Source organism: Kitasatospora sp. NPDC087315 (assembly GCF_044744345.1).
In the GTDB taxonomy this organism is placed as follows: Bacteria; Actinomycetota; Actinomycetes; order Streptomycetales; family Streptomycetaceae; genus Kitasatospora.
On the sequence record NZ_JBIUYD010000002.1, the window covers coordinates 211,757 to 234,213 of the forward strand.

At 75.7% G+C, this 22,457-nt stretch carries 21 protein-coding genes; 6 read left to right on the forward strand and 15 right to left on the reverse strand.

Annotation, left to right across the window (positions count from 1 at the left end; genetic code table 11):
- Nucleotides 1–2 precede the first annotated feature (2 nt).
- Nucleotides 3–761 carry a 3-oxoacyl-ACP reductase FabG gene (gene fabG, locus ACIO5D_RS03930; protein WP_363606508.1) on the forward strand — a complete coding sequence of 253 codons (759 nt, stop codon included), beginning with the start codon at nucleotides 3–5 and terminating at the stop codon, nucleotides 759–761.
- Nucleotides 762–957: 196 nt separating this feature from the next.
- Nucleotides 958–2,337: a S8 family serine peptidase gene (locus ACIO5D_RS03935; RefSeq protein ID WP_400793865.1), complete on the forward strand. Its 1,380-nt coding sequence runs from the start codon at nucleotides 958–960 to the stop codon at nucleotides 2,335–2,337.
- Between the two features lie 101 nt (nucleotides 2,338–2,438).
- Here ACIO5D_RS03935 and ACIO5D_RS03940 read toward each other — a convergent pair whose 3' ends face one another.
- Together ACIO5D_RS03940 and ACIO5D_RS03945 are read right to left on the reverse strand one after the other, a co-directional pair.
- Complete coding sequence (locus ACIO5D_RS03940; protein ID WP_400793866.1) at nucleotides 2,439–4,532, reverse strand: hypothetical protein; 2,094 nt, start codon at nucleotides 4,530–4,532, stop codon at nucleotides 2,439–2,441.
- A gap of 136 nt (nucleotides 4,533–4,668) precedes the next feature.
- A complete protein-coding gene (locus ACIO5D_RS03945; RefSeq protein ID WP_400793867.1) occupies nucleotides 4,669–5,286 on the reverse strand; it encodes a TetR/AcrR family transcriptional regulator in 618 nt (205 codons plus the stop codon).
- Here ACIO5D_RS03945 and ACIO5D_RS03950 point away from each other — a divergent pair.
- Nucleotides 5,276–5,434, forward strand: a complete 159-nt coding sequence (locus ACIO5D_RS03950; protein ID WP_400793868.1) for a hypothetical protein — start codon at nucleotides 5,276–5,278, stop codon at nucleotides 5,432–5,434. The genes ACIO5D_RS03945 and ACIO5D_RS03950 overlap by 11 nt on opposite strands.
- Before the next feature lie 123 nt (nucleotides 5,435–5,557).
- Here ACIO5D_RS03950 and ACIO5D_RS03955 read toward each other — a convergent pair whose 3' ends face one another.
- The 13 genes from ACIO5D_RS03955 to ACIO5D_RS04015 form a co-directional block, all read right to left on the reverse strand.
- The gene (locus tag ACIO5D_RS03955; RefSeq protein WP_400793869.1) at nucleotides 5,558–9,370 is read right to left on the reverse strand and encodes a LysM peptidoglycan-binding domain-containing protein; all 3,813 of its coding nucleotides are present in this window, start codon (nucleotides 9,368–9,370) and stop codon (nucleotides 5,558–5,560) included.
- Nucleotides 9,370–9,918 carry a hypothetical protein gene (locus ACIO5D_RS03960; RefSeq protein ID WP_363606503.1) on the reverse strand — a complete coding sequence of 183 codons (549 nt, stop codon included), beginning with the start codon at nucleotides 9,916–9,918 and terminating at the stop codon, nucleotides 9,370–9,372. Before ACIO5D_RS03960 ends, ACIO5D_RS03955 begins: the two co-directional genes overlap by 1 nt.
- A 181-nt stretch (nucleotides 9,919–10,099) precedes the next feature.
- Nucleotides 10,100–10,570, reverse strand: a complete 471-nt coding sequence (locus ACIO5D_RS03965; RefSeq protein WP_363606502.1) for a TadE family protein — start codon at nucleotides 10,568–10,570, stop codon at nucleotides 10,100–10,102.
- Complete coding sequence (locus tag ACIO5D_RS03970) at nucleotides 10,567–10,941, reverse strand: TadE/TadG family type IV pilus assembly protein (RefSeq protein WP_400649411.1); 375 nt, start codon at nucleotides 10,939–10,941, stop codon at nucleotides 10,567–10,569. The genes ACIO5D_RS03965 and ACIO5D_RS03970 overlap by 4 nt, the downstream gene beginning before the upstream one ends.
- Nucleotides 10,942–10,976: 35 nt before the next feature.
- Nucleotides 10,977–11,264, reverse strand: a complete 288-nt coding sequence (locus tag ACIO5D_RS03975) for a hypothetical protein (RefSeq protein WP_400649414.1) — start codon at nucleotides 11,262–11,264, stop codon at nucleotides 10,977–10,979.
- 57 nt (nucleotides 11,265–11,321) lie between these two features.
- The gene (locus tag ACIO5D_RS03980; RefSeq protein WP_363606496.1) at nucleotides 11,322–12,200 is read right to left on the reverse strand and encodes a hypothetical protein; all 879 of its coding nucleotides are present in this window, start codon (nucleotides 12,198–12,200) and stop codon (nucleotides 11,322–11,324) included.
- On the reverse strand, nucleotides 12,197–13,180 hold the full coding sequence (locus ACIO5D_RS03985; protein WP_363606495.1) for a type II secretion system F family protein: 984 nt from the start codon (nucleotides 13,178–13,180) through the stop codon (nucleotides 12,197–12,199). The genes ACIO5D_RS03980 and ACIO5D_RS03985 overlap by 4 nt, the downstream gene beginning before the upstream one ends.
- Nucleotides 13,177–14,826 carry an ATPase, T2SS/T4P/T4SS family gene (locus ACIO5D_RS03990; RefSeq protein WP_363606494.1) on the reverse strand — a complete coding sequence of 550 codons (1,650 nt, stop codon included), beginning with the start codon at nucleotides 14,824–14,826 and terminating at the stop codon, nucleotides 13,177–13,179. Before ACIO5D_RS03990 ends, ACIO5D_RS03985 begins: the two co-directional genes overlap by 4 nt.
- Entirely contained in the window at nucleotides 14,816–16,144 is a 1,329-nt protein-coding gene (locus tag ACIO5D_RS03995; protein WP_400793870.1) for a hypothetical protein, read from the reverse strand. The genes ACIO5D_RS03990 and ACIO5D_RS03995 overlap by 11 nt, the downstream gene beginning before the upstream one ends.
- Nucleotide 16,145: 1 nt before the next feature.
- Nucleotides 16,146–16,898: an SAF domain-containing protein gene (locus ACIO5D_RS04000; protein WP_400649422.1), complete on the reverse strand. Its 753-nt coding sequence runs from the start codon at nucleotides 16,896–16,898 to the stop codon at nucleotides 16,146–16,148.
- 209 nt (nucleotides 16,899–17,107) lie between these two features.
- Nucleotides 17,108–18,049: a hypothetical protein gene (locus ACIO5D_RS04005; protein WP_400649425.1), complete on the reverse strand. Its 942-nt coding sequence runs from the start codon at nucleotides 18,047–18,049 to the stop codon at nucleotides 17,108–17,110.
- On the reverse strand, nucleotides 18,043–18,609 hold the full coding sequence (locus ACIO5D_RS04010) for a hypothetical protein (protein WP_400793871.1): 567 nt from the start codon (nucleotides 18,607–18,609) through the stop codon (nucleotides 18,043–18,045). The genes ACIO5D_RS04005 and ACIO5D_RS04010 overlap by 7 nt, the downstream gene beginning before the upstream one ends.
- 195 nt (nucleotides 18,610–18,804) lie before the next feature.
- On the reverse strand, nucleotides 18,805–19,659 hold the full coding sequence (locus tag ACIO5D_RS04015) for a hypothetical protein (protein WP_363606487.1): 855 nt from the start codon (nucleotides 19,657–19,659) through the stop codon (nucleotides 18,805–18,807).
- A 195-nt stretch (nucleotides 19,660–19,854) separates the two neighbouring features.
- On the opposite strand from ACIO5D_RS04015, the gene ACIO5D_RS04020 reads away from it, so the two are divergent.
- The 3 genes from ACIO5D_RS04020 to ACIO5D_RS04030 all read left to right on the forward strand — a co-directional run bounded on the left by ACIO5D_RS04020 (nucleotide 19,855) and on the right by ACIO5D_RS04030 (nucleotide 22,392).
- Nucleotides 19,855–20,286, forward strand: a complete 432-nt coding sequence (locus ACIO5D_RS04020) for a pyridoxamine 5'-phosphate oxidase family protein (protein ID WP_363606485.1) — start codon at nucleotides 19,855–19,857, stop codon at nucleotides 20,284–20,286.
- A 180-nt stretch (nucleotides 20,287–20,466) separates the two neighbouring features.
- On the forward strand, nucleotides 20,467–20,919 hold the full coding sequence (locus tag ACIO5D_RS04025) for a MaoC family dehydratase (RefSeq protein ID WP_363606484.1): 453 nt from the start codon (nucleotides 20,467–20,469) through the stop codon (nucleotides 20,917–20,919).
- A 252-nt stretch (nucleotides 20,920–21,171) separates the two neighbouring features.
- Nucleotides 21,172–22,392: an MBL fold metallo-hydrolase gene (locus ACIO5D_RS04030; RefSeq protein ID WP_400793963.1), complete on the forward strand. Its 1,221-nt coding sequence runs from the start codon at nucleotides 21,172–21,174 to the stop codon at nucleotides 22,390–22,392.
- The last annotated feature ends 65 nt before the right edge of the window (nucleotides 22,393–22,457 follow it).

Below are 22,457 nucleotides of genomic sequence, written 5' to 3' on the forward strand. Positions count from 1 at the left end.
CTGTGACTCGTTTCGCAGGCAGGGTCGCCGTCGTCACCGGTGCGGCGCAGGGCATCGGCGCGGCCACCGCGCGGCTGCTGGCGGAGGAGGGCGCGGCCGTGGCCGTGGTCGACCTGAGCGCCGAGCGGGCCGCCGGGACGGCCGGGGAGATCACCGCCAAGGGCGGCACCGCGCGGGCGTACGGCTGCGACGTGGCCGACTACGAGGCGGTGGAGGCCGTCTTCGCCGAGATCGCCCGGGACCTCGGCGGGGTGCACATCCTGGTGAACAACGCCGGGATCACCCGGGACAACCTGTTCTTCAGGATGCCGAAGGCCGACTGGGACGCGGTGCTGACGGTCAACCTGACCAGCGCCTACAACTGCTGCCACGTCGCCCAGACCTACATGGTGGCGCAGAAGTACGGCAAGATCGTCTCGCTCAGCTCGCGCTCGGCCCTCGGCAACCGGGGCCAGGCCAACTACGCCGCCGCCAAGGCCGGGATCCAGGGGCTGACCGCCACCCTGGCGATCGAGCTGGGCCCGTTCAACATCAACGTCAACGCCGTCGCCCCCGGCTACATCGCCACCCCCATGACGGCCGCCACGGCCGAACGGGTCGGCGCCACCGCGGAGGAGCACCAGGCGGACGCCTCCGCCCGGACGCCGCTGCGGCGGGTCGGGCGCCCCGAGGAGGTCGCCTCGGTGGTGGCCTTCCTGGCGAGCGAGGACGCCTCGTACGTCAGCGGGCAGACGCTGTACGTCAATGGTGGAGCCCGGTGAGATGATCTGACGTTTCATCAGCATGCCGTCCCCGGTGCCGGGTTACCTTCACCTGGGACGGCCTTTACCTTTTCTCGTGGTCAGGCATGACCATGCCGACGGTTCCAAATGACTATGGCATGATCATGCGGCTCTCGATGGGATGGCCGGACCGACCCGACCGGACCAGGTCGGGCCCTGCGTCCCAAGGAGTCCCATGGGCAGCCCCGCCACCCTCCGCCGCGCCCTGGCCCTGTTCGCCGCCGGGGCCACCGCCCTCACGGCCGCCAGTGTCTCCGTGCCGGCGCTCGGCGCCGCCTCCGCCGCGTCCCCCGCCTCCGCGCACCCGGCGTCCGGCGTCCACGTCCGCCCCGCCTCCAGCGGCCACACCAGCGCCGTCGGGCGGCCGGCCCCGCTCTCCACCTCGCAGTGCGTCAGCCAGATCGGCATCCACTGCTACTCCCCGCTCCAGTACCGGACCGCCTACAACCTGGACCCGCTGTACCAGGAGGGTGTCACCGGCAAGGGCCGCACCATCGTCATCGTCGACTCCTTCGGCTCGCCGACCATCCAGCACGACCTGGAGGTCTTCGACAAGCAGTGGGGCATCCCGGACACCCAGGTCGAGGTGGTCAAGTGGGGCAACGTCCCGGTCTTCGACCCCACCAACCCCGACCACACCGGCTGGGCCGGCGAGACCACCCTGGACGTCGAGTACGCCCACGCCATCGCCCCCGACGCGCACATCGTCCTGGTGGAGACCGGCGTCGCCGAGACCGAGGGAACGACCGGTCTGCCCGAGATGATGGACGCCGAGCGGGCCCTCATCAAGTCCGGCCGGGCCGACGTGATCTCGCAGAGCTTCGGCGCCACCGAGAACACCTTCCCCGGCTACGACAAGGGCGACTTCAAGTCCCTGACCGACCTGCGCTACGCCTTCAAGGAGGCCGCCGCCCGCGACGTCACCGTGCTCGCCGCCTCCGGCGACAACGGCGCGACCGACGCCCAGGAGAACGGCACCGACCTCTACCCGTACCGGGTCAACTCCTGGCCGTCCTCCGACCCGCTGGTCACCTCGATCGGCGGCACCCAGCTCAGCCTGGACGACGCCGGCAAGCGGACCGCGCCCGACAAGGTCTGGCACGACAAGTACGGCGCGGGCGGTGGCGGGGTCTCCGGCATCTTCGAGCGCCCCTTGTACCAGGCCGGCGTCGCCAACGTCACCGGCAACCACCGCGGCACCCCCGACATCAGCATGAGCGCGGCCGTGGACGGCGGCGCCTGGACGTACGAGTCGTACGACCCGACCTCGGTCGGCTGGCACCTCACCGGCGGCACCAGCGAGGCGACCCCGATCTTCTCCGGCGTCGTCGCCCTCGCCGACCAGCTCGCCGGGCACCGCCTCGGCCAGCTCAACTGGCGCCTCTACGGCCTCAACCTGCTCCCGCAGCAGTGGAGCGGCCTGGTCGACGTGACCACGGGCGACAACTCCTGGGACACCGTGACGGGCTACCAGGCCGCGAAGGGCTACGACCTCGCCAGCGGCCTCGGCACCATCGACGGGGCGAAGTTCGTCCACGCGATCGCCGGGCGGTAACCGCTCGACCGGCTCTTGACAGGACGGAGTGGGAAGTCGGCCGGCCGACTTCCCACTCCGTCGTCATGTCCGGGGCGGGCCGGTTCGGGGGCGCCGGCCCCTCAGACGCGGTCGGCCGCGGCGAGCTGGGCCAGGTGGCGTTCGGCCGCGCGGAGCTTGCGGCCGTCCGGGCCCGGCAGGCAGGCGCGGAGCTCGATGATCCCGGGGGCGATCCGGATGGCCTCCGCCCGGTCCTGGATCGCCCGCCAGCAGGCCTCGGCGTTGGTGGCCGCCTGCTGGGTCTCCGGGTGGTCCGGGCCCTGGGAGCGGAGCAGCGTCAGGGCCACCTCGCGGTAGATGTCCGCCGCCTCGGCCGTCTTCCCGGCGAGCCGGCACACATGCGCCCGGACCTGCCGCACCTGGAGCACGGGCGCGGAGACGGCGCCGTGCTCGGCGGTCGCCTCCAGTTCGAGGGCGAGGGCGAGATCGGCGGCGGCGGCGTGCTCCCCCGCGTCGGCGCTGCGGACGATCCGGCCGATCACCTCGCGGTAGTCGGCGCGGGGTGCGGGGGCGAGCCGGGGCTCGGGCTGAGGCTCGTGATCGGGCGCGGGCGCGGGTGTGGCGTCCCCGGGCTCGGCGTCCACCGGCGCGACCCCGGCCGGTTCGGCGTCACCGGGCCGGCCGTCGGCCGACACCTCGGCAGCGGGCTCGATGGCCGGCACGGCGCCGGCCGGTTCCGGGGCGGTCGGCGGCGCGGCGTCGGCGGGCACGGCGTCGGCGGGCACGGCGTCCGACGGTTCGGCCGCCGACGGCAGCGGGTCCGAAGGCACGTCGTCCGGAGGCACCGCATCCGCCGGGAGCGCCTTGTCCAGCGTCACCCCGACCGGGGCCGGCGGCTGCCAGGCGTACGGCTTCAGCAGGCTGACGGGCCGGGCCGGCCGCGGAGGGGTGGGGGCGATGTGGGCCTTCAGCAGGTTCACCGGCCCCTCGGGCGGCGTCCCGGCCCCGGCTGCGGCCGTCACGACAGCCACCGGGGCCACCGGGGCCGCCACGGACACGGCCACCGGGGTACCCGCGGCGGCGCCCGGCGCGAACGCGGCCGCGGCGGGCTTGTCCAGGGTGACGGGCGGCCGCGGCGCGGGGGTGTCGTGCGGGGCGGCCGGGCGGGGCAGGACGGCGGCCGGGCCCGGGCCGTCGTACGGGACGGCGTCCGGCAGGGGGCCGTCGGCGCGGCGGGCGGTGTTGCGGAAGATCGGGCGGTCGGGCGCGTGGGTGGCCAGGATGACGACGTCCGGGCGGAGCACCGAGTACACCTGCTGGCGCAGCTGTTCGGGCGCCAGGACGGCATCGGCGCCGGGGCGGCCGCCGTGCAGCGCCTCGATCAGGGCGCGGGTGAAGGTGCCGATCTGCTCCGGGTCCGGGCTGACCACCGCCCAGAGCGGGAGGCCGTCGGCGAGCGGCGAGACGGTGCCCTGGAGGAACGGCCAGGCCTGCTGGTCCGCGCTCAGGTCGGCGATGACGAGGGTCTGCCACTCCGCCGGGCGATGGCGCAGCTCGGCGGCGATGGACTGCCAGGCGAGGCCGTCCTGCCGGACGCTGCCGGGCTTGGAGTCGCGCAGGGTGAGGTGGAGCTGACCGCCGCGCTTGTCGGCGAGCAGGTGGCCGCCGAGATGGACGAGCAGCGGTCCGGGGTGGCGGGCGGCGGCGCGCAGGTGGGCCAGCACGGTGTGCGGGTCGCTGGCGCCGGGGAGGTGGACGGCGTCCACGGCGTCCGCCGCGAGCAGCACCTGCGGTTGCACGGCGGCGAGCATCGCGGACAGCACGGGCGCCTGCGCGGGCCCGCCGCGGCCCCAGGTGCGGCGGCCGGAGGTGCCGTAGCCGCCTTCGACCACCAGGATCCGCCCGCGCGGCGCGGTGCCGAAGCCGTTGGCGCCGGCCAGGCCGACCACGCCGTGGGCGGGGGTGGCGCCGGGCAGGCCGACCGGCGGCGGCGTCGCCGAGGGCGGTGGGACCACGGCGGGCATCCCGGTGACGGTCCATCCGGTGGGCGGCGCGGGCGGCGGGGCGGGGACCGGCGCCGGGGGTTCGTAGAGGGCGGCGGGGCCGGGTGGATGCTCCTCGTACGGGTTGCGCGGCGCACCGGGCGGTACGGCGTCCCAGGGCCCCGCGTCCGCCAGCGGATCGGGACCTCCCGGGACAGCTGTCGTTTCCGCCATCTCTGGTCACCGCCCACCCCGCCGCTCAGCGGCGTCTGATGCCCTTGCCCCGTGGTGCCTGCCACCACGCCGTTTTCCGCCACCCTACGAGATCCCGGCTCACCCGAGCCAGGCCGGGTGGGCGGTCGGCGGACCGTCAGGGTCCTTCGGGTACACCCGGTCCGACTGTCCGTCCGTCGGAGGCGCGCGGAGGCGTCGCCGCGCGGGGGCGTACTCCGGTGACCACGAGGTCGAGCAGGTGCCGGGCCTGTCGCTCCCGGTCCTGACCGTGGGCGGTGGCGATCGCGATCGCGTTGGCCAGGCCGAGCAGTTCGGAGACCGTGACGTCCGTCCTTGCCGCACCCGCCCGCTGGGCCCGGCGCAGGAGTTCGGCACCGGTCGCGCGCACCCGGTCGTGTCGTGCTTCGACCCGGTCGCCGGGCTCGGCGAGCTCCTCCGACAGGAGCACGGCCAGCCCGCGGAAGGTGCCGCTGTGCCGGACGACGGCCAGCAGCCAGGCTTCCAGGGCCGGGCCCGGCGGGAGTTCGGCCGACAGCCGGTCCGCCCGGGCACACAGGCCGCGGACCTGCTCGTCCAGGACGGCCGCGGCCAGTGCCCGGCGCCCCCGGAAGTGGCGGTGCAGCGTCGCCGAGCCGACCCCGGCGTGCCGGGCGATCCGCTCCAGGGAGACCAGCACCCCCTCGTCGGCGAACATCAGCCTGCTGTTCAGCGGACCGGAGGAGGCGGTCCAGCGGGTCGCCGCCGTGGCGGCCACCCTGGCGGTCTCCGACCTGGCGGCCGCGGTCGAGCGGGGGGTGGCGGCCGGTGCCGTCGTGGTGATGCCCGCCCAGCCCACGCCCAACGGCCACCGCGCGGTCCTGCGCCACCCCGACGGCGGTGTGTACGAGTACGTCGGCCCCTGAAACCGACCGAGCACCCGGGCCTTGTCCATCGGCCCGGGAGATCCGGGGCCGTACGCACCGGGCGCCGGGCTCGGCCCGCCCGCCGTGCTCACGGAATCGTGGATTCCGTGAGCACGGCGGTGGTCACGAGCCCGAGAGGAGGTCGCGCAGGAGGGCGACGGTGTCGGCGTCGAGGTCGCGGCCGGTGCGGCGGCTGAGGGCGTCGAGCCGGTTGACCGCGCGGACGAGCTGGTCGCGGGCGCCGGCGGAGGCGTAGGCGTAGAACAGGTCGCGGTGCAGGAGTTCGACGTCCGGGGCGACGGCGAGGCCGCGGAAGACGGCGGCCTCGGCGCTGCGGTGGTCGCCGTACTGGAGGCGGCGGGCGGCGAGTTCGTGGGCGGTGTCGACGATCGCGGCGATCATGTCCTGCCGCTCGGCCTCGGCCCAGCCGTACGCGGCGGGCGGGGCCTCGGCGAACGGGGCTCCCCGGACCAGGGCGAGGGCGTGGGCGAGGGCCGCGTCCGCCGTGGCGCTGGTGCTGCGCATGCCCCGGCGGTAGAGGCTGCGGAACTCGTCCCAGTCGCAGGTGACGGTCGGGGCGAAGGCGTAGCCCTCGGTGGTGTCGATGGGCAGGAAGGCGCGCCCCTCGGTCGAGTTGCCGAACCAGGCGGCCAGGTCGGCGAGTTTGCCGGGCAGCGGGCTCTTGGCGTCGGCGACGGTGGGGTGCGGGTCGAGGTGGGCCGCGCCGGGGTGCAGGTCGTGGTCGAGCGCGGCGTGGTCGGCGCCGGGGCGCAGCGCCAGGTAGGCGGCGAGCTCGGTGAGCCGCAGCAGGGCGGTCGGGTCGGCCGTGCCGCTCGTGCACGCCACGTCGACGGGGCCGAGGAGGCGGATCCGGGGGGCGGTGCGGACGGCGTGCGCCTCCGGGGAGCGGAGGATGGCGAGCAGGTCGTCGCTGTCGGAGCGGCCGGAGGAGGTGCGGGCCACCGGGGCGACGGCGGCCGGACCGGGCTCGGCGGCCGGACCGGCAGCCGACTCGGTGGCAGGCTCGGGCTCGGCGGCGGCTGCGGCGGCGGCTGCGGCTGCGGCTGCGGGGGACGGTTCGGGGGACGGTTCCGGGCGGGCCGGGACGCGCGGGTCGGTGCCGGTGGGCGCGGGCGCGGGATCGTGGGTCGGCAGGGGTTCGGCGGGCGGCTGCGGCGGCACCGGCCGGGCGGGGTCCACGGGCTCGACCGGCGACACCGGGGCCACCGGGACGACCGCCTCGACGGCGGCGGGCAGTCGGAGGTTCTGCGTGGTCTCGTCGATGTCCGGCTCGGCATCCGGCGCGACGTCGAACCCGGCGGCCGGTCCCGCGTCCGGCCCGGCGTCGCCCGTCCGGGCGGGCGGCACGGCGGGGGTGCCGGCCCGCCGGCCGAGGCCGTTGACGATGTAGCGGGGCCCCGGCGCGGCGGGCGCGGCCGGGTCGGTGCCCGCGAAGGGGCTGGCGCCGGTGCCGATGACCCGGGCGATCAGCCGCGGACCGGCCGCCTCGGTGCCGCCGTCCACCTCGCCGGAGGTCTCCGTGCGCGCGCCGACGGCGGCCAGCACCGGTACCCCGGAGGGGAGTTCGGCCGGTTCGAGGTCGGTGCCGGGGCCGTCCAGGGTCCAGGCGGGGGCGGGGTGCTGGGTGGTGTCGTCGGCGGCCCTGAGCAGTTCGGAGACCTGCTCGTACTGCCGGGTGGTCAGGCGCTGGAGCTCCAGGGTGAGGTGCAGCCCGGGGATGGTGGCCTGGCCGGTGGAGGGCAGGGTCCAGCGGGCGACCGGGCCGGTGCCGCGCTCGGGCGCGCGGGTGACCACGGCGACGCACGTCCGGGGGCGGGCGTCGAGCAGGCGGCCGAGTTCGGCCGGGATCTCGCCACCGGGCTGCTGGGCGCAGAGCACGATCTCCGGGACCCAGGACTCGTCGGCCTGGCCGCGGCTGCGCGCGTCCCGGGGGCTGGCGGCCTCGGCGGCGACCAGCGTGGCGCGGGCCTTGGCGGTGCGCGGGCCGAGCGCGGTGAGGGCGGCCTCCAGGGTGGGGTGGCGGTGGACGCGCTCGGCGGCCGGGCCGCTGATCGGCAGTTCCTCGACGAGGTCCACCAGGTGCAGGTGGAGGCGGTCCGCGAGCGGGCTGTGGGCCAGCTCGATGGCGAGGGTGCGCAGCACGTCCCGGGCGTCGTCCGGGTGGCCGGACAGGTGGAGCAGCCGGACGGTCTCCAGGTCGGCGAGGACTACCGAACCGTCCGGCGAGGAGCCGAGGGTGACCAGGGCCGGGTAGGGCGCGGCGGTCTTGCGGGCCTGGGCGGGCGAGAGCAGTTCGCCGGAGTCGGCGGCGCACCACCAGATGTTGGGCGTGTGGGCGGCGCGGAACGGGGCGATCGGGGCGGCCGGGCCGGCGAGGTGCAGCTCGACCGTGCGGCCCGCGGTGATCCGGGCGGCGACGATGGCGGGCAGCCGCTTGCCGCCGCGCACGGTGTTGCGGGCCATGGTGCGCAGGGCGCGGTCGAGCAGGTCGAGGCCGCTGTCGTCCTGGCGGGCCTTGAGCTCGGCCTCGAAGGCGGCGGCCGGGGCGGCGGGCATGGCGATGCGGTGCCGGGGACGGCGGGCGCGCAGCTGGGCGCCGCGCTTGCGGGCGACGGCACCGACCATGACGGCGGCGAGCAGGACGCCGACGGTGGAGGCGGCGAGGGCGACGGTGTAGTCGTCGCTCGTGGCGTCCTCGGCGTGGGCGGCGGGGGCCTGGCCCGGTGCCTGGCCGGGGGCCTGCGTCGCGGGCGCGGGGGCCGGGGCGGGCGCCTGGGTGGCGGGGGCGGACGGCGCGGGGGCCGGAGCCTGGCCGGCGGGAGCCGGGGCCGGAGCGGGTGCGGGCGCGGGAGCAGGCGTGGCCGCCCCCGGGACGGTCAGCACCATCCCCGGCACCACCACGTCCGGGTCCGTCAGCCGCTCGCCGTCCGGCGCCTGGGCGCCCTTGTTCGCCTCGAACAGCTGCGGCCAGGCCTCGGCGTCGCCCAGCTCCCGCTGCGCGATGCCCGACAGACTGTCCCCGGCGGCGACCGTCACCGTGGCGTGCCCGGTGCCGGTGGTCCCGGACTGCGGTGCGGTCGGAGCCGGCGGCGCGGGGGCCGGGGCGGGCGCCGGTGCCGGGGCCTTGGCGTCGCCCGGCATCAGCAGCTCCCAGCCGGGCTGGATCGGCCGGTCCGCGTCGAAGCGGATTCCCGAACCGTCCATCACCCGGCCGTCGTTGAGCTTGGCGATCTCCACCCAGCGCTCCCCCGAGCCGAGTTGACGCTCGGCGATGGACCAGAGGCTGTCGGCCGGGCGGCTGTCGCGCACGGTGTAGGTGGGGTTCTGCTCGGCGGCGGGCGTCAGCGCGGGCGCCGCCTGCGCGGCGGTCAGCGCGGCCCGCTGCACGCCGGCGGTCAACTGGGCCGGGGCCGAGGCGGCCGGGGCCCGGTCGGGGGCGGCGGCGAAGGCCGAACCGGCGACCGGCAGCAGGGCGATCACCGAACCGACCAGCCCGGCCGCGACCCGCTGGCTCCAGCCGAACGCCGGGATCCGCCGGGCGATCCGGCCGCGCAGCTGGGCCGGGATCTCCAGCAGGACGGAGAGCGCGAAGCAGAGCCACCCCAGCCAGCCGATCGCGACCAGCAGCCAGAGGAAGAGCCGCCCGTCGTCCGGGCTGGTCAGCGCCTGGCCGAGGCCGTCCGGCGCGACCTCGCCCATCGCGGCCACCGCCTGGGTGCCGTAGAGCAGCAGGGCGGGGACGCCGACCAGCAGGCCGAGCAGGGCGACCAGCGCGGCGAGCGCGGTGAGTACGGATCCACCGCGGCCGCGGCGGGGCGGCAGCGGCGCCGGCCGGCGGCCGGGCGCCGGGGAGGCTGGCCCGCCACGGGCCGAACGTCCGGCTCGGGCTTGGTCCTTGGCACGTGGCGCGGCCATCAGTCGGTCTCCGCTTTCTCGACTCCGTGGACGAGGGTCGCACTGCCCTTGCCCGTCACCTTCTGTTTGCCGAGTTCGCCCAGCAGGGCCGGCCGGTAGTCCGCCTGCACCGTGATGGTGACGACCGAACCGTCGCCGGAGAACTCGACGTTGTGGACGGCGAGGCCGTACAGGCCGAGGTAGCTGTTGGCGGCCTCTTTGACGTACTCCTGCTTGACCCGGTACCCCTCGCCCTGGAGCACGGCGGCCTCGTCGAGCTGCTGGCCGCCCACCCGGGCGGCCTCCTGGGCGTAGCCGTCGGTCCGTTCGGCGACCCGCAGCCGGCCGCCTGCGTCGATGACCAGGGCGATCACCAGGACCAGGAACGCGGCGCAGATCGCCACGAAGATCGCGATCGCACCCTGGTCCGACCGGCCGCGCCGGGCACCCAGGGCACGCAGGAAGCCCCGGCCACGCGGGACGCCCGAGTCACCCGGGCCACGCAGGCCGTCCCGCCCGCCCGGGGCACCCCGGCCAGCCGGGCCGTCTCCCACGGGTGTGCGCACCATCACGCCCCCTCCCGCACGTTCGTCTCCCCACCGGCTCCCTCGGGAACCGTTCCGCTTCGTACCGTCATCCCCCGGGCGCTCTCCGCTTGCGTCTCCCCCGCGCGGGCCGTTCCCAATCCCCGGGCTGTCACCAATCCCCGGCGGGGGTATCCCGTCGGGCCCCGCCCGGGCCCACTCCCGGTCACTCGCCGCGGTACCGGTCGAGGACGGAGGTGAACTCCCCGACGAGGTGCTTCGTCAGCGGCATCCTCGGCCCGAACAGCAGGTCGTCCAGGCCGACGTCGCAGCGCACCGTCACCTTGACGGTCCTGATCGCCCTGCCCCGGACCTCGATCTGGCCGTCCGTGGCCTGGACGTCCAGGCCGCGGCAGTCGACGCCCTGCTGGCGCAGGGTGTCCACGGCCGTCGTCCGGGCCAGGTCCCTCGTGCTCTCCACGCCGCGCGCCATCGAGACCGTCCGGGCCGCCGAGCGGGCCGCCGCCTCCACCGTGCCGGCCGTGGTCTGCACCCGGCCGGCGGCGATGGCCACCAGGATCAGGCCGACGACGCCCGGGGCGACGATCGCCGCCTCGATCGCCACCCCGCCGCCGTCCCGCCCGCGGGCCGACCGCCGCGCGCGGGTGGTCCGCCACCACCGGGCCGAGCGCCTCACGGCACCGCCTTCGGGGGGACGAACCGCTCGCGCGGCGCCTCGGCGTGCTGGGTGATGGTCGGCGGAGTGACGCCGGGTATCAGGATCGGCGGCGTCACTTCGACGGTGACCCTGATCAGCACCGGCGTACTCCCGTCCGTGCTCACGCGGTAGTCGCGTTCGCCCTGCCGGCCGAGGAAGTCCTCGGCCTGCCGCCTCGCCGCGGCGTCCTTCACCGCGTCGCTCGCGTTCCCCTGCACCCGGCCGGCGTCCACACCCTCGCGGGCGGCGGTGAGCGCGAGTTGGCGGTTGTACCACCACATCGAGCCCTGGACGACGATCAGGACGAGCAGGAGCACCACGGGGAAGACGATGGCCAGGCTCAGGCTCATCGCCCCGCGGTCGGTGCGGCGACGGGGTCGGCGAATCACCCGGTCGCACCTCCCCCGCCCGCGCCCGGCAGGTTCGGGTCCTCCTTGACCTTGTTCACGACCTTGTCCTTCAGCGCGTACAGGGCCACCGCGACGGCCCCGGCGACGAAGACCAACGCGATGATCGCCAGGGCGAGTTCGATGCTGATGGCACCGCGGTCGCCACGGGCCCGGGCGGCGCGCAGCCGGCCCACCCGGAAGTGGAAGAGCAGCAGGGCGAACTGGACGGGTAGCAGGGCCGGCCGGATCAACCGGCCTGCCAGGTTCTTCAGTTGGACGTTCATCGGGACTCCCGGGGTGTGGTGTGGTGACTGCTGATCACAACTGCCTGTGTACTGATCTCAGTTGAGCATCTGGTGCAGCGCGGGGAAGACGATCAGGACGGTCATCAGCAGGGTCAGCGCGGCCCCGGGAGCGACCATCCGCTCACTGTCGGCGTTGGCGCGGGCCAGGTCCTCGGCGAGCAGTTCGCCGCGCAGGCCCTTGGCCCGGGCCCGCAGCGTGTCGTAGACGGCGGCGCCGTCGGTGCCGGAGATCCGCATGATGTCCGCGACGTCCTGCAGCGGGGTCAGCCCGAGCTCGACGGCGAGCGCGTCCAGGCCGGCCCAGGGCGGCAGCCGGTCGGTGGCGGCCCGGTCCAGGGCCTCCCGGATCCGGCGGAAGACCGGGCCGCGCCCGACCGAGGCGGCCCGGCGCAGCGCCTCGGCGGGCCCGCAGTCGGCGGCCCGTTCGAGCGCGACGAGCTCCAGGTAGGCGGCGATGCCGTGCAGGTACTCGGTCCGCGCCTCCTTGGCCTCGCCGCGCACGATGGCGTCCGGGACGAACCAGAGCAGCCCGGCCAGCAGCGGCCCGAGCAGCAGCGGCAGGGCGAACGGCAGGCCCATGTCCAGCAGCACCGCCATCGCCGCCAGATAGGCCGGGAGGACCAGGCCGATCAGGGCGAAGAGCAGCTTGTGCGCCATGAACCGGGCGGGGGCGCGGCCGATCAGCGACAGCTCGCGCTGCGGGATCCGCACGCCGCGCAGGCCGATCGAGCGCTCGCCGATCCGGTCGAACCAGCGAGGCCGCTCGTCCGGGTCGGGCACCCGGTCGGCGGGGGTGCGGTGCAGCCGGTCCAGCGCCTGGCCCAGGTCGGGCGGGGCGGGGCGGAGTTCGGACACCAGCAGGGCGACGCCGCCGGCCGCGATCGCGCCGGCCAGCACGGACCAGGGGGAGATCACCGCACCTCCCCGAGGTGTCGTTCGCCGTCGGTGGCGTCGGTCTGTTCCGCGCCCGGTCCGGACCGCCGGCCGGCCCGGCTGCGCCGGTCGGCCTCCAGCAGCCGGGGCACCGGCGGGTGCGAGGCGAGCGCGCGCATCCAGGCGATCACCGCCACGAACAGCGCGGCCACCACGCCGAGCACCACCTGCCCCAGCAGGGAGCTGTACGGCCTGGTGTAGTCGGTGTTGAACGAGCCGAGGGTGACGACCAGCACGATGATGCCGACCAGCCAGCGGATGGTGGTGCGGTGCTTGGCCCGGTCGGCCTCGATGACGCGGCGCTGGCGGACCTCCTCGCGGACCGAGTCGGCCATGTCGGAGAGGGCCCGGGCGAGGCCGGGACCGCTGTCCCCGGCCCGCAGCAGCAGGGCGGCTAGCACCTTGTCCGCGGTGGCGTCGGCGATGCTGTCGGCGAAGGCGCGCAGCGCCTCCTCGGGCCGCCAGCGGGCCTGCAGCCGGGCGGCCAGCTCACCCACCTCCTCCTCCAGCGCGGCCGGGGCGGTCCGGCGGCTGGTGACGATGGCCTGGTTGAGGCCGACGCCGAGCAGCAGCACGTCCGCGATGCGCTGGGTCCACTCGGAGAGCGCCTCCAGCCGTTCGATCCGGTGGGTGTCGGGTCGGGTGGTGTCGAACAGCCAGGGCAGCCCGAAGACGGCCAGCGGCACCAGCAGCGCGGTCAGCGGGATGCCGGTGAACAGCCAGGCCAGGGCCGCGCCGATCAGTGCCAGCGGCAGCTGGACCCGGCGCAGCCGCGCCACCCGGGCGGGGGCGGTGCCGGGGGCGCCGTACCAGAAGACGTGGGCGCGGCCGGCCAGCGGGTTGGCCGGCGTGCGGTCGCCGTCCCCCTCCTCGCCGGTCCCCGCGCTGCCGCGGGCCCAGGCCACCAGGGCGACCAGGCCGGTGGCGACCAGCAGTCCGCACAGGGCGAAGAGCAGCATCATCGCGCGCCACCGCCGATCCGCAGCTGGAGCGGCGCGGTCCAGCTCCCGTACCGGGAGCCGAGCAGCGAGGCGTCGAAGCCGGCCCGGCGCAGGTCGTCCAGGCAGTTCGGCGGGGTGTGCGGGACGGCGCGCGGCTCGCCCAGGTCGGGGCGCGGGCCGAACACCGTGTTCAGCGCGGGCCGGCCGCTCTCGCCGAGGCCGGTGACCTCCATGACGTGCGAGACGAAGCGGTGGCGGCGGCCGCCGACGGCCGTCTCGTCGACCATCGCGACGTGCACGATGAGGTCCACGGCGTTGGCGGTGAGGCGGTAGGCGAGCATGTCGGTCATGTGCGAGCCGTACTCCAGGCAGAGTTCGGCGATCCGGTCGACCACCATGTGCGGGCCGCGCGCGTGCAGGGTGCACATCGAGCCGCCCTCGCCGTTGGTCATCACGCGCAGCATCGGGACGACCTCGCCGGAGCGGACCTCGCCGACGATGATCCGGGAGAGGGTCATCCGCAGCGCGGCCGGGATGAGGTCGCCGATCGTCAGCTCGCCCGCCATCCGGCCCTCGACGCGCTCGCCGTTGCCCTCGCGGGCCTCCATCGGGACGACCTGGCGCAGATGGCCGAGGGTGTGCAGCCAGAGCTCGAACTCCGACTCCAGGGTGCCGATCCGTTCGTCCGGCGGGATCTCGGCGGCCATCGCGCGCAGCAGGCTGGTCTTGCCGACGCCCTGGGTGCCGGTGATCATCACGTTCTTCCTGGCCCGGATCGCCGAGCCCAGGAAGGCGGCCAGGGTGGAGTCCAGGGTGCCGAGCTGGACCATCTCGGTGAGCGTCGCCGAGGCCACCCGGTGACGGCGGATCGCCACGTACGGGCGCGGCGTCACCTCGGTGAGCGCCTGGAGGCGCATGCCGCCCTCCAGCCGCAGCGCGAGCGTCGGGCTGGCGGTCGAGAGGCTGCGCTCGCCGCCGCCGTGCTGCCGGGCGAGGTCCTGGAGCAGTTCGACGAGTTCGGCGTCGCTGTCGGCCACCGGCGGTACCTGGCGCAGGGGTTGGTGCACCCGGGAGACCCAGACGTCGTCGCAGCCGTTGATCAGGATGTTCTCGATGTCCGGGTCGTCCAGGTAGGGCTGGAGCCGGCCGGCCCGGAAGAGCAGGTCGAAGACGGCCTCGGCGAGGGCGCGGTCCTGCTCCCGGGTCGGCGGGATGCCGTGGGTCTGCGCGTAGGCGTCGGACCAGCGGGCGACGGCCTCCTCGATCAGCGCCCGGCCGCGCTGGCGGCGGGTGGCGCGGTCCGGCTCGGCACCGGAGGTGGTGGTCAACCGGGTGATCTGCTGGTGCAGTTCGGCCGCCACCTGGCGCTTGAGCTCGCGCGCCACCTGCGGGTCGACGGCCGGCCGGGTGCCGGCGCCGCGCCGGTCGAGCGCGGGCAGCTGGGAGGGGACGGCGGTGGGCGTCGCGGCGCCGCCCTGGTGGGCGCCCGGGTACCCGCCCCCGTGCGGCGGCTGGGGCGCTCCGGGCGCGATCGGCCCGGGCCGGACCGGACCGGGTGCCACCGGGCCGGGGGCGACCGGACCGGCCTGGGGCACCGGCTGGGGCGCCGCCCAGGGCAGCGCGGCCGGGTCGGCCGCCGGGTGCTGATGCAGGGGGCTACCGCGCACGGAGCACCTCCCCGTAGGTGACGTGCGGCTGCTGCTGCGGCGCCTGGCCGTGGGGCTGGGGCGGCTGCGCGTACGGCTGCGGGTGGGCGGGCTGGGGGTGGGCGGGCTGCGCGTACGGCTGTGGCTGGACGGACTGCGGCTGCCCGTACTGCTGCGGTGCGCCCGGCGACTGCTGCGGCTGGACGTACTGCTGTGGCTGGACGTGCTGCTCCGGTCGGACGTGCGGCGAGGGCGCGGCATGCTTCGGCGGCCGGGCCTGCTGCGGTGGCTGGACGTGCTGCGGTGGCTGGACATGTTGCGGCTGGACGTGTGCCGGGAACGGCGCCGGCGCGGCCGGCTGGGGCGCCAGCCCCGCGAGCGGCGCCACCGGCCCGGTGGTGATCACCGGCGGCGCGCCGTGCTGCGGCGGCTGGCCGAACGACGGGGACGACGGGGACGGCTGCTGCGGTGGCTGGGCCGCCTGCGGCGGGTACCCGGACGGCTCCCCCTCGGCCGTCGGCACCGCCGCGACCTGCGCGGGCGCGGCCGAGGGCGCCAGCCGCTGCCGGCGGCGGCGCACCAGCAGCTGCACCTCGTCGGCCGCCGACCGGGCGGTGCGCATCAGCTCCGAGCGGATGAACCGCCGGTCGGTGATGTCCCCGCCGTCCGACAGCACCCGCGCGGTGCGCACCGCGTGCGGCAGCTGCCCGAGCACCGGCAGCCCGAACTCGCGCGCCACCTCCGCCCCCGAGTACGGCCCCTCGGTGACCAGCAGCAGCCCCAGGGCGTCCGCCCCGGTGCCGGCCGTCGCCAGGTCCTCGGCCAGCGCGGCCAGCCGGGGCCGGACCGCGCTCAGCCCGCGCAGCGTGGTCCGTACGGTGGCCGCCACCACGTCGGCCCGCCGGGCCAGCACGGCGCTGGTCCCGGTGGCGCCGGAGCGCCCGAGGTCCAGGATCACGTCGTAGCCCTGCTGTTCGAGGCCGTGCAGCACCTCCATCAGCGGCTCCCAGGTGTAGGCGAGCCCGGGCGCCTGGGTGGGGTCGGTCAGCCCGGGCAGCAGCAGCCGGTCGGCGCCGCCCTCGGGCGAGAGGTCGATCAGCTGTTCCCAGAGCGCCTGGGCGAGCAGCCCGCGCCGGTCCGCGACGGCGAGGTTGCGCAGCCCGTACACGGCCTCGACCCGGCCCTCCAGCGCGCCGGCGAGCACCGCGCCGCCGTCCGGGTCGCACTCCACCAGCAGGACCCGGCGCCCCGGCTGCAGCGGCCAGGCCAGCAGCAGCGCCAGTGCCGTCGTGGTCGCGCCCGGGGCCCCCGGGCCGCCGACCACCGCGATCACGGCCATCTCAGGCCCCACCCGCCCCGGACTGCGACGCGGACGGGGCGGCCGTCCCCGGGGCGGTGCCCGACGGGGCCGTGCCCGACGGCGTGGGGGTGCCGGGAGCGCCGCCCGACGGCGCGCCGCCCGCCGCCGCGCCGCGCGGCGCCAGCACCACCTGGATCCGCCCGCTCGCCACCCAGGCGGCCAGCCGGGCGGCGTCGGCCGCCGGCACCGCCACGTCCACCACCTGGCTGCCGTCGGTGTCCACCCGCCCGATCGTGGTGACCACCGCGGCCAGCGAGTCCGGACGGCCGGTGTCCGGGGTGAAGACCACGACGATCTGCGCGCCCGGCTGGAGCCTGGTGGCCGGCAGCTGGGTGCGCTTGGCCGAGACCCCGACCACCAGCTGCCCCGGCTGCACCGTCAGCGCCTGTGCGAGGTCCGCCTTCAGCAGCAGCGCGCCGCGCCTCAGGTCCGTGGCGGCCCGCATCCCGACCGCGTCCTTCCGGTCGACGGCCCCCAGCGGCTTGAGCGCCGGATCGCTCGCGATCCGCGCCACCACCAGGTCGGCGTCGGTCACCACCTGCCCGTACGGCACGTCCCGGGCGAGCGCCAGCACGGCGACCCGCTGCCCGGTGCTGTTGTAGAGCACCGCGCCGCCCAGCCCACCGGCGGCTATCAGCGCCACCGCCATCGCCAGCACGGCCGGCCGCCGCCGCCTCGCCCGCAGCGTCCGCCCCGGTGAGTGCGGTGTGGCGCGCCCCTGCTCCGGCTCCACCACGGACACCCCCGCCGCCCCGGACGCGCCGGATCCCGGCGTCGCAAATGTACGGTTCTCCACCGGGTTCCGGCCTTTCCCACATCGTTGAGGACAGCGCTGCGTTGAGGACTGTGCAGTGTTGAGGACAGTGCTGTGTTCGGACAGTGCCACGCTCGGGAGGCGCCGCGCCCGCCCCGCACCGGACGGCTACTCCCTTCGCCCGGCGGTCAGTTGAGGACCTGCACCTCGGCCACCCGCAGTTCGAGGTCGGTCATCCGGGTCATCTGGAGCGGGTCGATCTTCTGGTTGCTGCCGGTGACGGTGACATAGGCCGTCCAGTGCGCCGTGACGCTCCCGAAGAACGTGCCGGTCGGCAAGGTGGCCGAGCCCTTGGCGAACACGTGCCCGCAGGTGGGCGACGCGGCGGCACCGTACGCGGGGTCGTACGGCGTCCCGGGGGCGGCCTGTCCCTCGCACGTCTCGACCCTGCCGTCACCGAGGTCCCAGACCACCCGGTCCAGCTTGGGGGTGACCGTCACCGAGAGGGTGTTGCCGTGCACCGTCACCGGGGCCGGCACCGCGGAACCCTTCGACTGGTCCAGCCAGAGCCAGACCGGCACGCCCACGACCGCCGTGCCCTGGGGCGCGATGCCCGGCACCGGGGCGGGGAAGGTGATGCGGTCGGCCGCCTGCCTGGCGAGCGCGGCCGGGTTGTCCGGCGGCGGGCCGGCCGGCGCCTGGGCGAAGAACGTGGGTTGGGGCGCGCTCTGCCCGCCGTCGGACGAGCGGCAGGTCTTGTCGTAGACCGCCCCGTCCGAGGGCTTGTGGCCCTCCCAGTCGGGCGAGTCCGCCGGGGGCTGCGGGTTGGTGAGCTGGTAGTAGCAGCCGGTCGAGTTGCTGAACCAGCCCAGCTCCGGGTCGTGGCAGGGCCACTCCACGTCGTGGTAGCTGCAGAGCTCGGGACCGCCGCCGCCCCCGCCGCCCCCGCCGCCGGTACCGGGGGTGGGCTTGGTGCCCGGTTCGTTGGTGCCCGCACAGATCACGTTCACCGTGCAGTGGTTGACCTCCCCACCGGGCGTCGGGTCCGCCGCCGCGGGGACCACGGGGGATAACAGCAAAGCGGCGAACACCATCGCGCGGATCGCGAATCGCCGTACGGGTTTCAGCATGTTCGGTCCACCTCCCGCTTGAACTCGTAGATCAGCCACCGGGCATCGAACTTCCGTAGGGAAACCGTCGCGATGTACCGCGTCAGCCGTTCCCGCGGATCCTTTGTCGCACGGGTGGTGGCATCGGCCTGATGCCAGCCCGTCACATCGAGGCAGTCCTCGATCACGGCGGTCTGTGGAGCGGCCGTCAGATCAAGGGTCTTCACCACGGGGGAATTCCGCGGGCTGCCGATCATCACCATTTTGGCGTCGTGGAGCTGACGGAGATTGACGAGGGCTCCGCCCAGCGCGCTCCCCGAGGAGTAGGCCTCCAGCGTGGAACCGTCCGAATCGGAACGGCCGAAAGCCTCCGTCTGCGCCGTCCACCAGTCCTGATAGGTCCTCAGCACCGCACGGCCCGCCGCCCCTTCGGGGCCTTCGGTCGGCGCGATCCGGTCGTTTGCGGGACCACCCGAAGGAGCTACCGGGGTCACCGCCGCGACACTGGGCGCAGTCGTCCCCAGGCGGTCGACGGAACCGGCGTCACCGCTGGCCGCACACGCACTCAGCAGCATCGCCAAAACCACCCCACTGGCCCCAACAACCCCAGGGCGCACCACAATTCCGCGCTGCCGCATCGCCCCACCTCATCGCGACCGACCCCGTTCGTGCTCCGTGGCCGCCAGAAGAATTCCGCCGTCCCGCCGGTGTTGCTGCGAGTGCGTCGATTCTTCGCCAACCCGGCCCTTCACGGCAACACCTCGGGCCCCCTGACCTTACGCGGAAGGCGGATCCGTCGGAGCACTTTCTCGCCACAGAACGGCCAACAGTTCCTCGGAAAGCGACAATCCGGCCAATGCGCCCCGAACCGCGGCCCGATTGCGCATCAACAGGCGCCCGCCCTGCGGCGGTACGAGCAGGCGTGCGCCCGGCGCGCCGCTTCCGGCGGCGGGCCCGCCCCCGTCGAGCAGCGCGGCGACGGCCGGCTGGAGGTCCAGCGGGGCGACGGCGGCCGGCGCGCCCGGGACCCCTTGCCGGAGGACGTCGGTGAGCACCTGGCTGAACGATCCTTCACCGCCGGGCAGGACGGCGTCCCGGCCACGCCGGCCGGGGGTGAAGCGGCCGACCCGGCCCCAGAGCGGGACGCGCGGATAGCTGAGCAGTTCACCGGCCCCGTCCTCGCCGCCCCCGCGTTCGAGTGCCGCCCAGGTGTCCCGGTCCGCGACGGCGTCCACCAGCAGCAGCGCCTCCTCCTGGTCGCCGTGGACCATCGCGCTCACCACCCAGTCCCAGGCCAGCCCGCGCCGGTAGGCGTTGTCGGCGGTGCTGCCACCGGTGACCAGGGCGAGCCGCCGCCCGCGCGGATCGGCGGCCAACTGGCCGACCAGACAGACCACCAGCCACCGGCCGGGGCGCTGGGCCGCCTCCCGGACGGCGGTGAGCATGGTGTTGGCGTCCGCGCCCGGGTCCACCACGGCGACCCGGCAGCCGGCCGAGCCGGCGTCGAAGCACATCCCGGGCAGGACCTCGGCGAGCAGCCGGGCGCCGTCCGCCGCGCGCGCCGAGCCCCCGAAGCCGCGGTCGGGCCCGCCGTCCGCCCCGATCACCACCAGATCGACTCCGCCGACCATCCGCACGCCCCCTCCTCGCCGGCCCCGGGACACCCGGAACCGCCTGTCGCGCCCGCACTCCCGTACGACCGCGCTCTCCCGTACCGCCGCCGGACAAGCTACCGCCCGGGCGCCCGCGAACGGGGCTCCCGTCCTGCCCGCTCAGGGACCATGGGCCCTATCGGCCACCGCACCGACAGGAGGACGATCGGACACATGGACCGTGACGACCGTGTGGAGTCCCTGAGCGAGGCCGAGTGCCTGCGGCTGCTCAGCACCGTGCCCGTCGGGCGCGTGGTGTACACCGAGCACGCGCTGCCGGCGGTCCTGCCGGTCTCCTTCGAGGTCGCGCCGGACGGACGGCTACTGCTGGCGGTGCGCCGGGGCAGTACGACCGCGCGGGGGCTGGACGGCACGGTCGTGGCCTTCCAGGCGGACCAGCTGGACCCGGTCACCCGGACCGGCTGGAGCGTGCTGGTGCACGGCCGGGCGGACGTGGTGCGCGATCCGGAGCAGTACCGGCGTGCGCTGCGCTCCGGTCTGCGGCCCTGGGTCGGCGACCCGGACCCGATGTTCGTCTCGCTGGTACCGGAGCTGGTCAGCGGCCGGCGGCTGCTGCCGGTCGGCCGCAGCGTCCAGCGGTCCTGAACTCCCGCGCTCCTGCTCCCGGCGCCGCGCTCCCGGGCCCGCGCCTTCCCGAACCCCCCGCCCTCCGACAGGCGTTCGGCGGCCGTCCGGCGGTGCGACCCCGATCGGGACCGGCTCCTGACAGGTGACCGGCGACTGGGCATACTCTGCCGGAGTCCTCACCCTCACCCAGGAGCACCCGTGACGTCCTTCGCCTCCCTCGCCGAGCTGACCGCCGCCGTCGGCACCGAGCTGGGCACCAGCCAGTGGCACACCGTCGAGCAGGAGCGGATCGACCTGTTCGCCGAGGCCACCGGTGACCACCAGTGGATCCACGTGGATCCGGAGCGGGCGAAGGAGAGCCGGTTCGGCTCGACGATCGCGCACGGTTACCTCACGCTGTCGCTCGTCCCGATGCTGGCCAAGGAGTGCTACAGCGTCGGGGGCGTCCGGATGGCGCTGAACTACGGCTCGGAGAAGGTCCGTTTCCCGGCGCCGCTGCCGGTCGGCACGGCGGTCCGGGCGACGGCCGAGCTGGTCTCCGCCACCGAGGTGCCCGGCGGCGTCCGGACGGTGGTCCGGTTCACCATCAGCAGCGCGGAGAGCGCCAAGCCGCACTGCGTCGCGGAGGCGATCACCCTCTTCTACGCGTAGGTCCCGGCGTAGGTCCCGCCCCGGCCCCCGCTACGCCGAACGGCGTGCGCGGGGCCGCTCACCAGGTCCGGACGGCCCACGGCGAGTAACCTCCGACGAGATGGTTGTCGTATCGCAGAGGCCCCACCGCCCTCGGTACGCGCCCCGGCATGCCCGGTAGCCGTAACCGTCCTTGGAGGTGCCGTGCCCCGCCCCGTCCCGTGGTTCACCCGCGTCGCCGGTCTCACCCCACAGCTCGCCACTCCCCCGGGTCTGGCCGGACTGTCCCGCGCGGCCTGGCACCGGGTCCGGACGGACGCCTTCGGGGCCGAGCCGCGGGGCGAGCGGCTGTCCAGGATCCACCGCTCACCGCAGTTCGCCGACGGCGCCTTCCGCAACCCGCTGCCCACCCGCCGGCTGGTGTACGAGCGCACCCCGCTGGAGATCACCCGGGCCCAGCTCACCGGCGACAGGACCCGCCGGGCGCCCGGCGCCGCCGTGCCGGTGCACCGGCTGCTCCCCGCCGACCTGGCCCGGCCGCCCGCCTCGGGCCTGCGGCTCACCTGGCTCGGCCACGCCACCGTGCTGGCCGAGATCGGCGGCCGCCGGGTGCTGTTCGACCCGGTCTGGGGCGACCGCTGCTCCCCGTTCGGCTGGACCGGCCCCAAGCGGCTGCACCCGGTGCCGCTGCCGCTCACCGAACTCGGCCCGGTGGACGTGGTGGTGGTCTCGCACGACCACTACGACCACCTGGACATGGCCACCATCCGCGAGCTGACCGGCACCGGCGCGGTGTTCGCCGTGCCGCTCGGGGTCGGCGCGCACCTGGAGCACTGGGGGGTGCCGGCCGACCGGCTGGTCGAGCTGGACTGGTGGGAGTCGGCCGAGGTCGCCGGGCTGACCCTGACCGCCACCCCGGCCCGGCACTACTGCAGCCGCGGCCCGCGCACCAGCGCGCTGTTCCTCTGGGCGTCCTGGGTGGTGGCCGGCGGCGGGCACCGGCTGTTCCACAGCGGGGACACCGGCTACTTCCCGGGCTTCGCCGAGGTCGGCCGCCGGCTCGGCCCGTTCGACGCGACGATGATGCAGGTCGGCGCGTACAGCGACTTCTGGCCCGAGGTGCACATGACGCCCGAGGAGGGCGTCCGGGCGCACCTGGACCTCGGCGGCGAGCTGCTGCTGCCGATCCACTGGTGCACCTTCAACCTGGCGCTGCACCCCTGGGACGAACCCGCCGAGCGGGTGGTCGCGGCGGCCCAGTCGCTCGGCGCCCGGCTGGCGGTGCCCCGGCCGGGCAAGCCCTTCGAGCCGGTGGAGGCCCCGGCCCTGCGTCTCTGGTGGCGGGCGGTCACGACGCGGCCGGCGGAGGAACAGCCGTCCGAACCGCAGCCGACGGGCCCACGGCCACCGGTCCCGGACGGCGCGGACCCGGCCGGCGCGAACGGGTCGGCGCGGTCGAAGGCCTCGGCCGAGGACGACGGCGTCCCCGTCTGACCGGGCCCGCCGGGGCGGCGGCACTCGGGCCGCCGCCCGAACGCGGGGCCGGTCCCCTGCCGTTC

Excerpts from the sequence above, each read along its gene's own strand:
- ACIO5D_RS03935 (WP_400793865.1), top strand. The coding sequence starts at position 958 with ATGGGCAGCCCCGCCACCCTCCGCCGCGCCCTGGCCCTGTTCGCCGCC.
- ACIO5D_RS03940 (WP_400793866.1), bottom strand. The coding sequence starts at position 4,532 with ATGGCGGAAACGACAGCTGTCCCGGGAGGTCCCGATCCGCTGGCGGAC.
- ACIO5D_RS03955 (WP_400793869.1), bottom strand. The coding sequence starts at position 9,370 with ATGGCCGCGCCACGTGCCAAGGACCAAGCCCGAGCCGGACGTTCGGCC.
- ACIO5D_RS03960 (WP_363606503.1), bottom strand. The coding sequence starts at position 9,918 with ATGGTGCGCACACCCGTGGGAGACGGCCCGGCTGGCCGGGGTGCCCCG.
- ACIO5D_RS03970 (WP_400649411.1), bottom strand. The coding sequence starts at position 10,941 with ATGAGCCTGAGCCTGGCCATCGTCTTCCCCGTGGTGCTCCTGCTCGTC.
- ACIO5D_RS03975 (WP_400649414.1), bottom strand. The coding sequence starts at position 11,264 with ATGAACGTCCAACTGAAGAACCTGGCAGGCCGGTTGATCCGGCCGGCC.
- ACIO5D_RS03985 (WP_363606495.1), bottom strand. The coding sequence starts at position 13,180 with ATGATGCTGCTCTTCGCCCTGTGCGGACTGCTGGTCGCCACCGGCCTG.
- ACIO5D_RS03995 (WP_400793870.1), bottom strand. The coding sequence starts at position 16,144 with ATGGCCGTGATCGCGGTGGTCGGCGGCCCGGGGGCCCCGGGCGCGACC.
- ACIO5D_RS04005 (WP_400649425.1), bottom strand. The coding sequence starts at position 18,049 with ATGCTGAAACCCGTACGGCGATTCGCGATCCGCGCGATGGTGTTCGCC.
- ACIO5D_RS04015 (WP_363606487.1), bottom strand. The coding sequence starts at position 19,659 with ATGGTCGGCGGAGTCGATCTGGTGGTGATCGGGGCGGACGGCGGGCCC.
- ACIO5D_RS04020 (WP_363606485.1), top strand. The coding sequence starts at position 19,855 with ATGGACCGTGACGACCGTGTGGAGTCCCTGAGCGAGGCCGAGTGCCTG.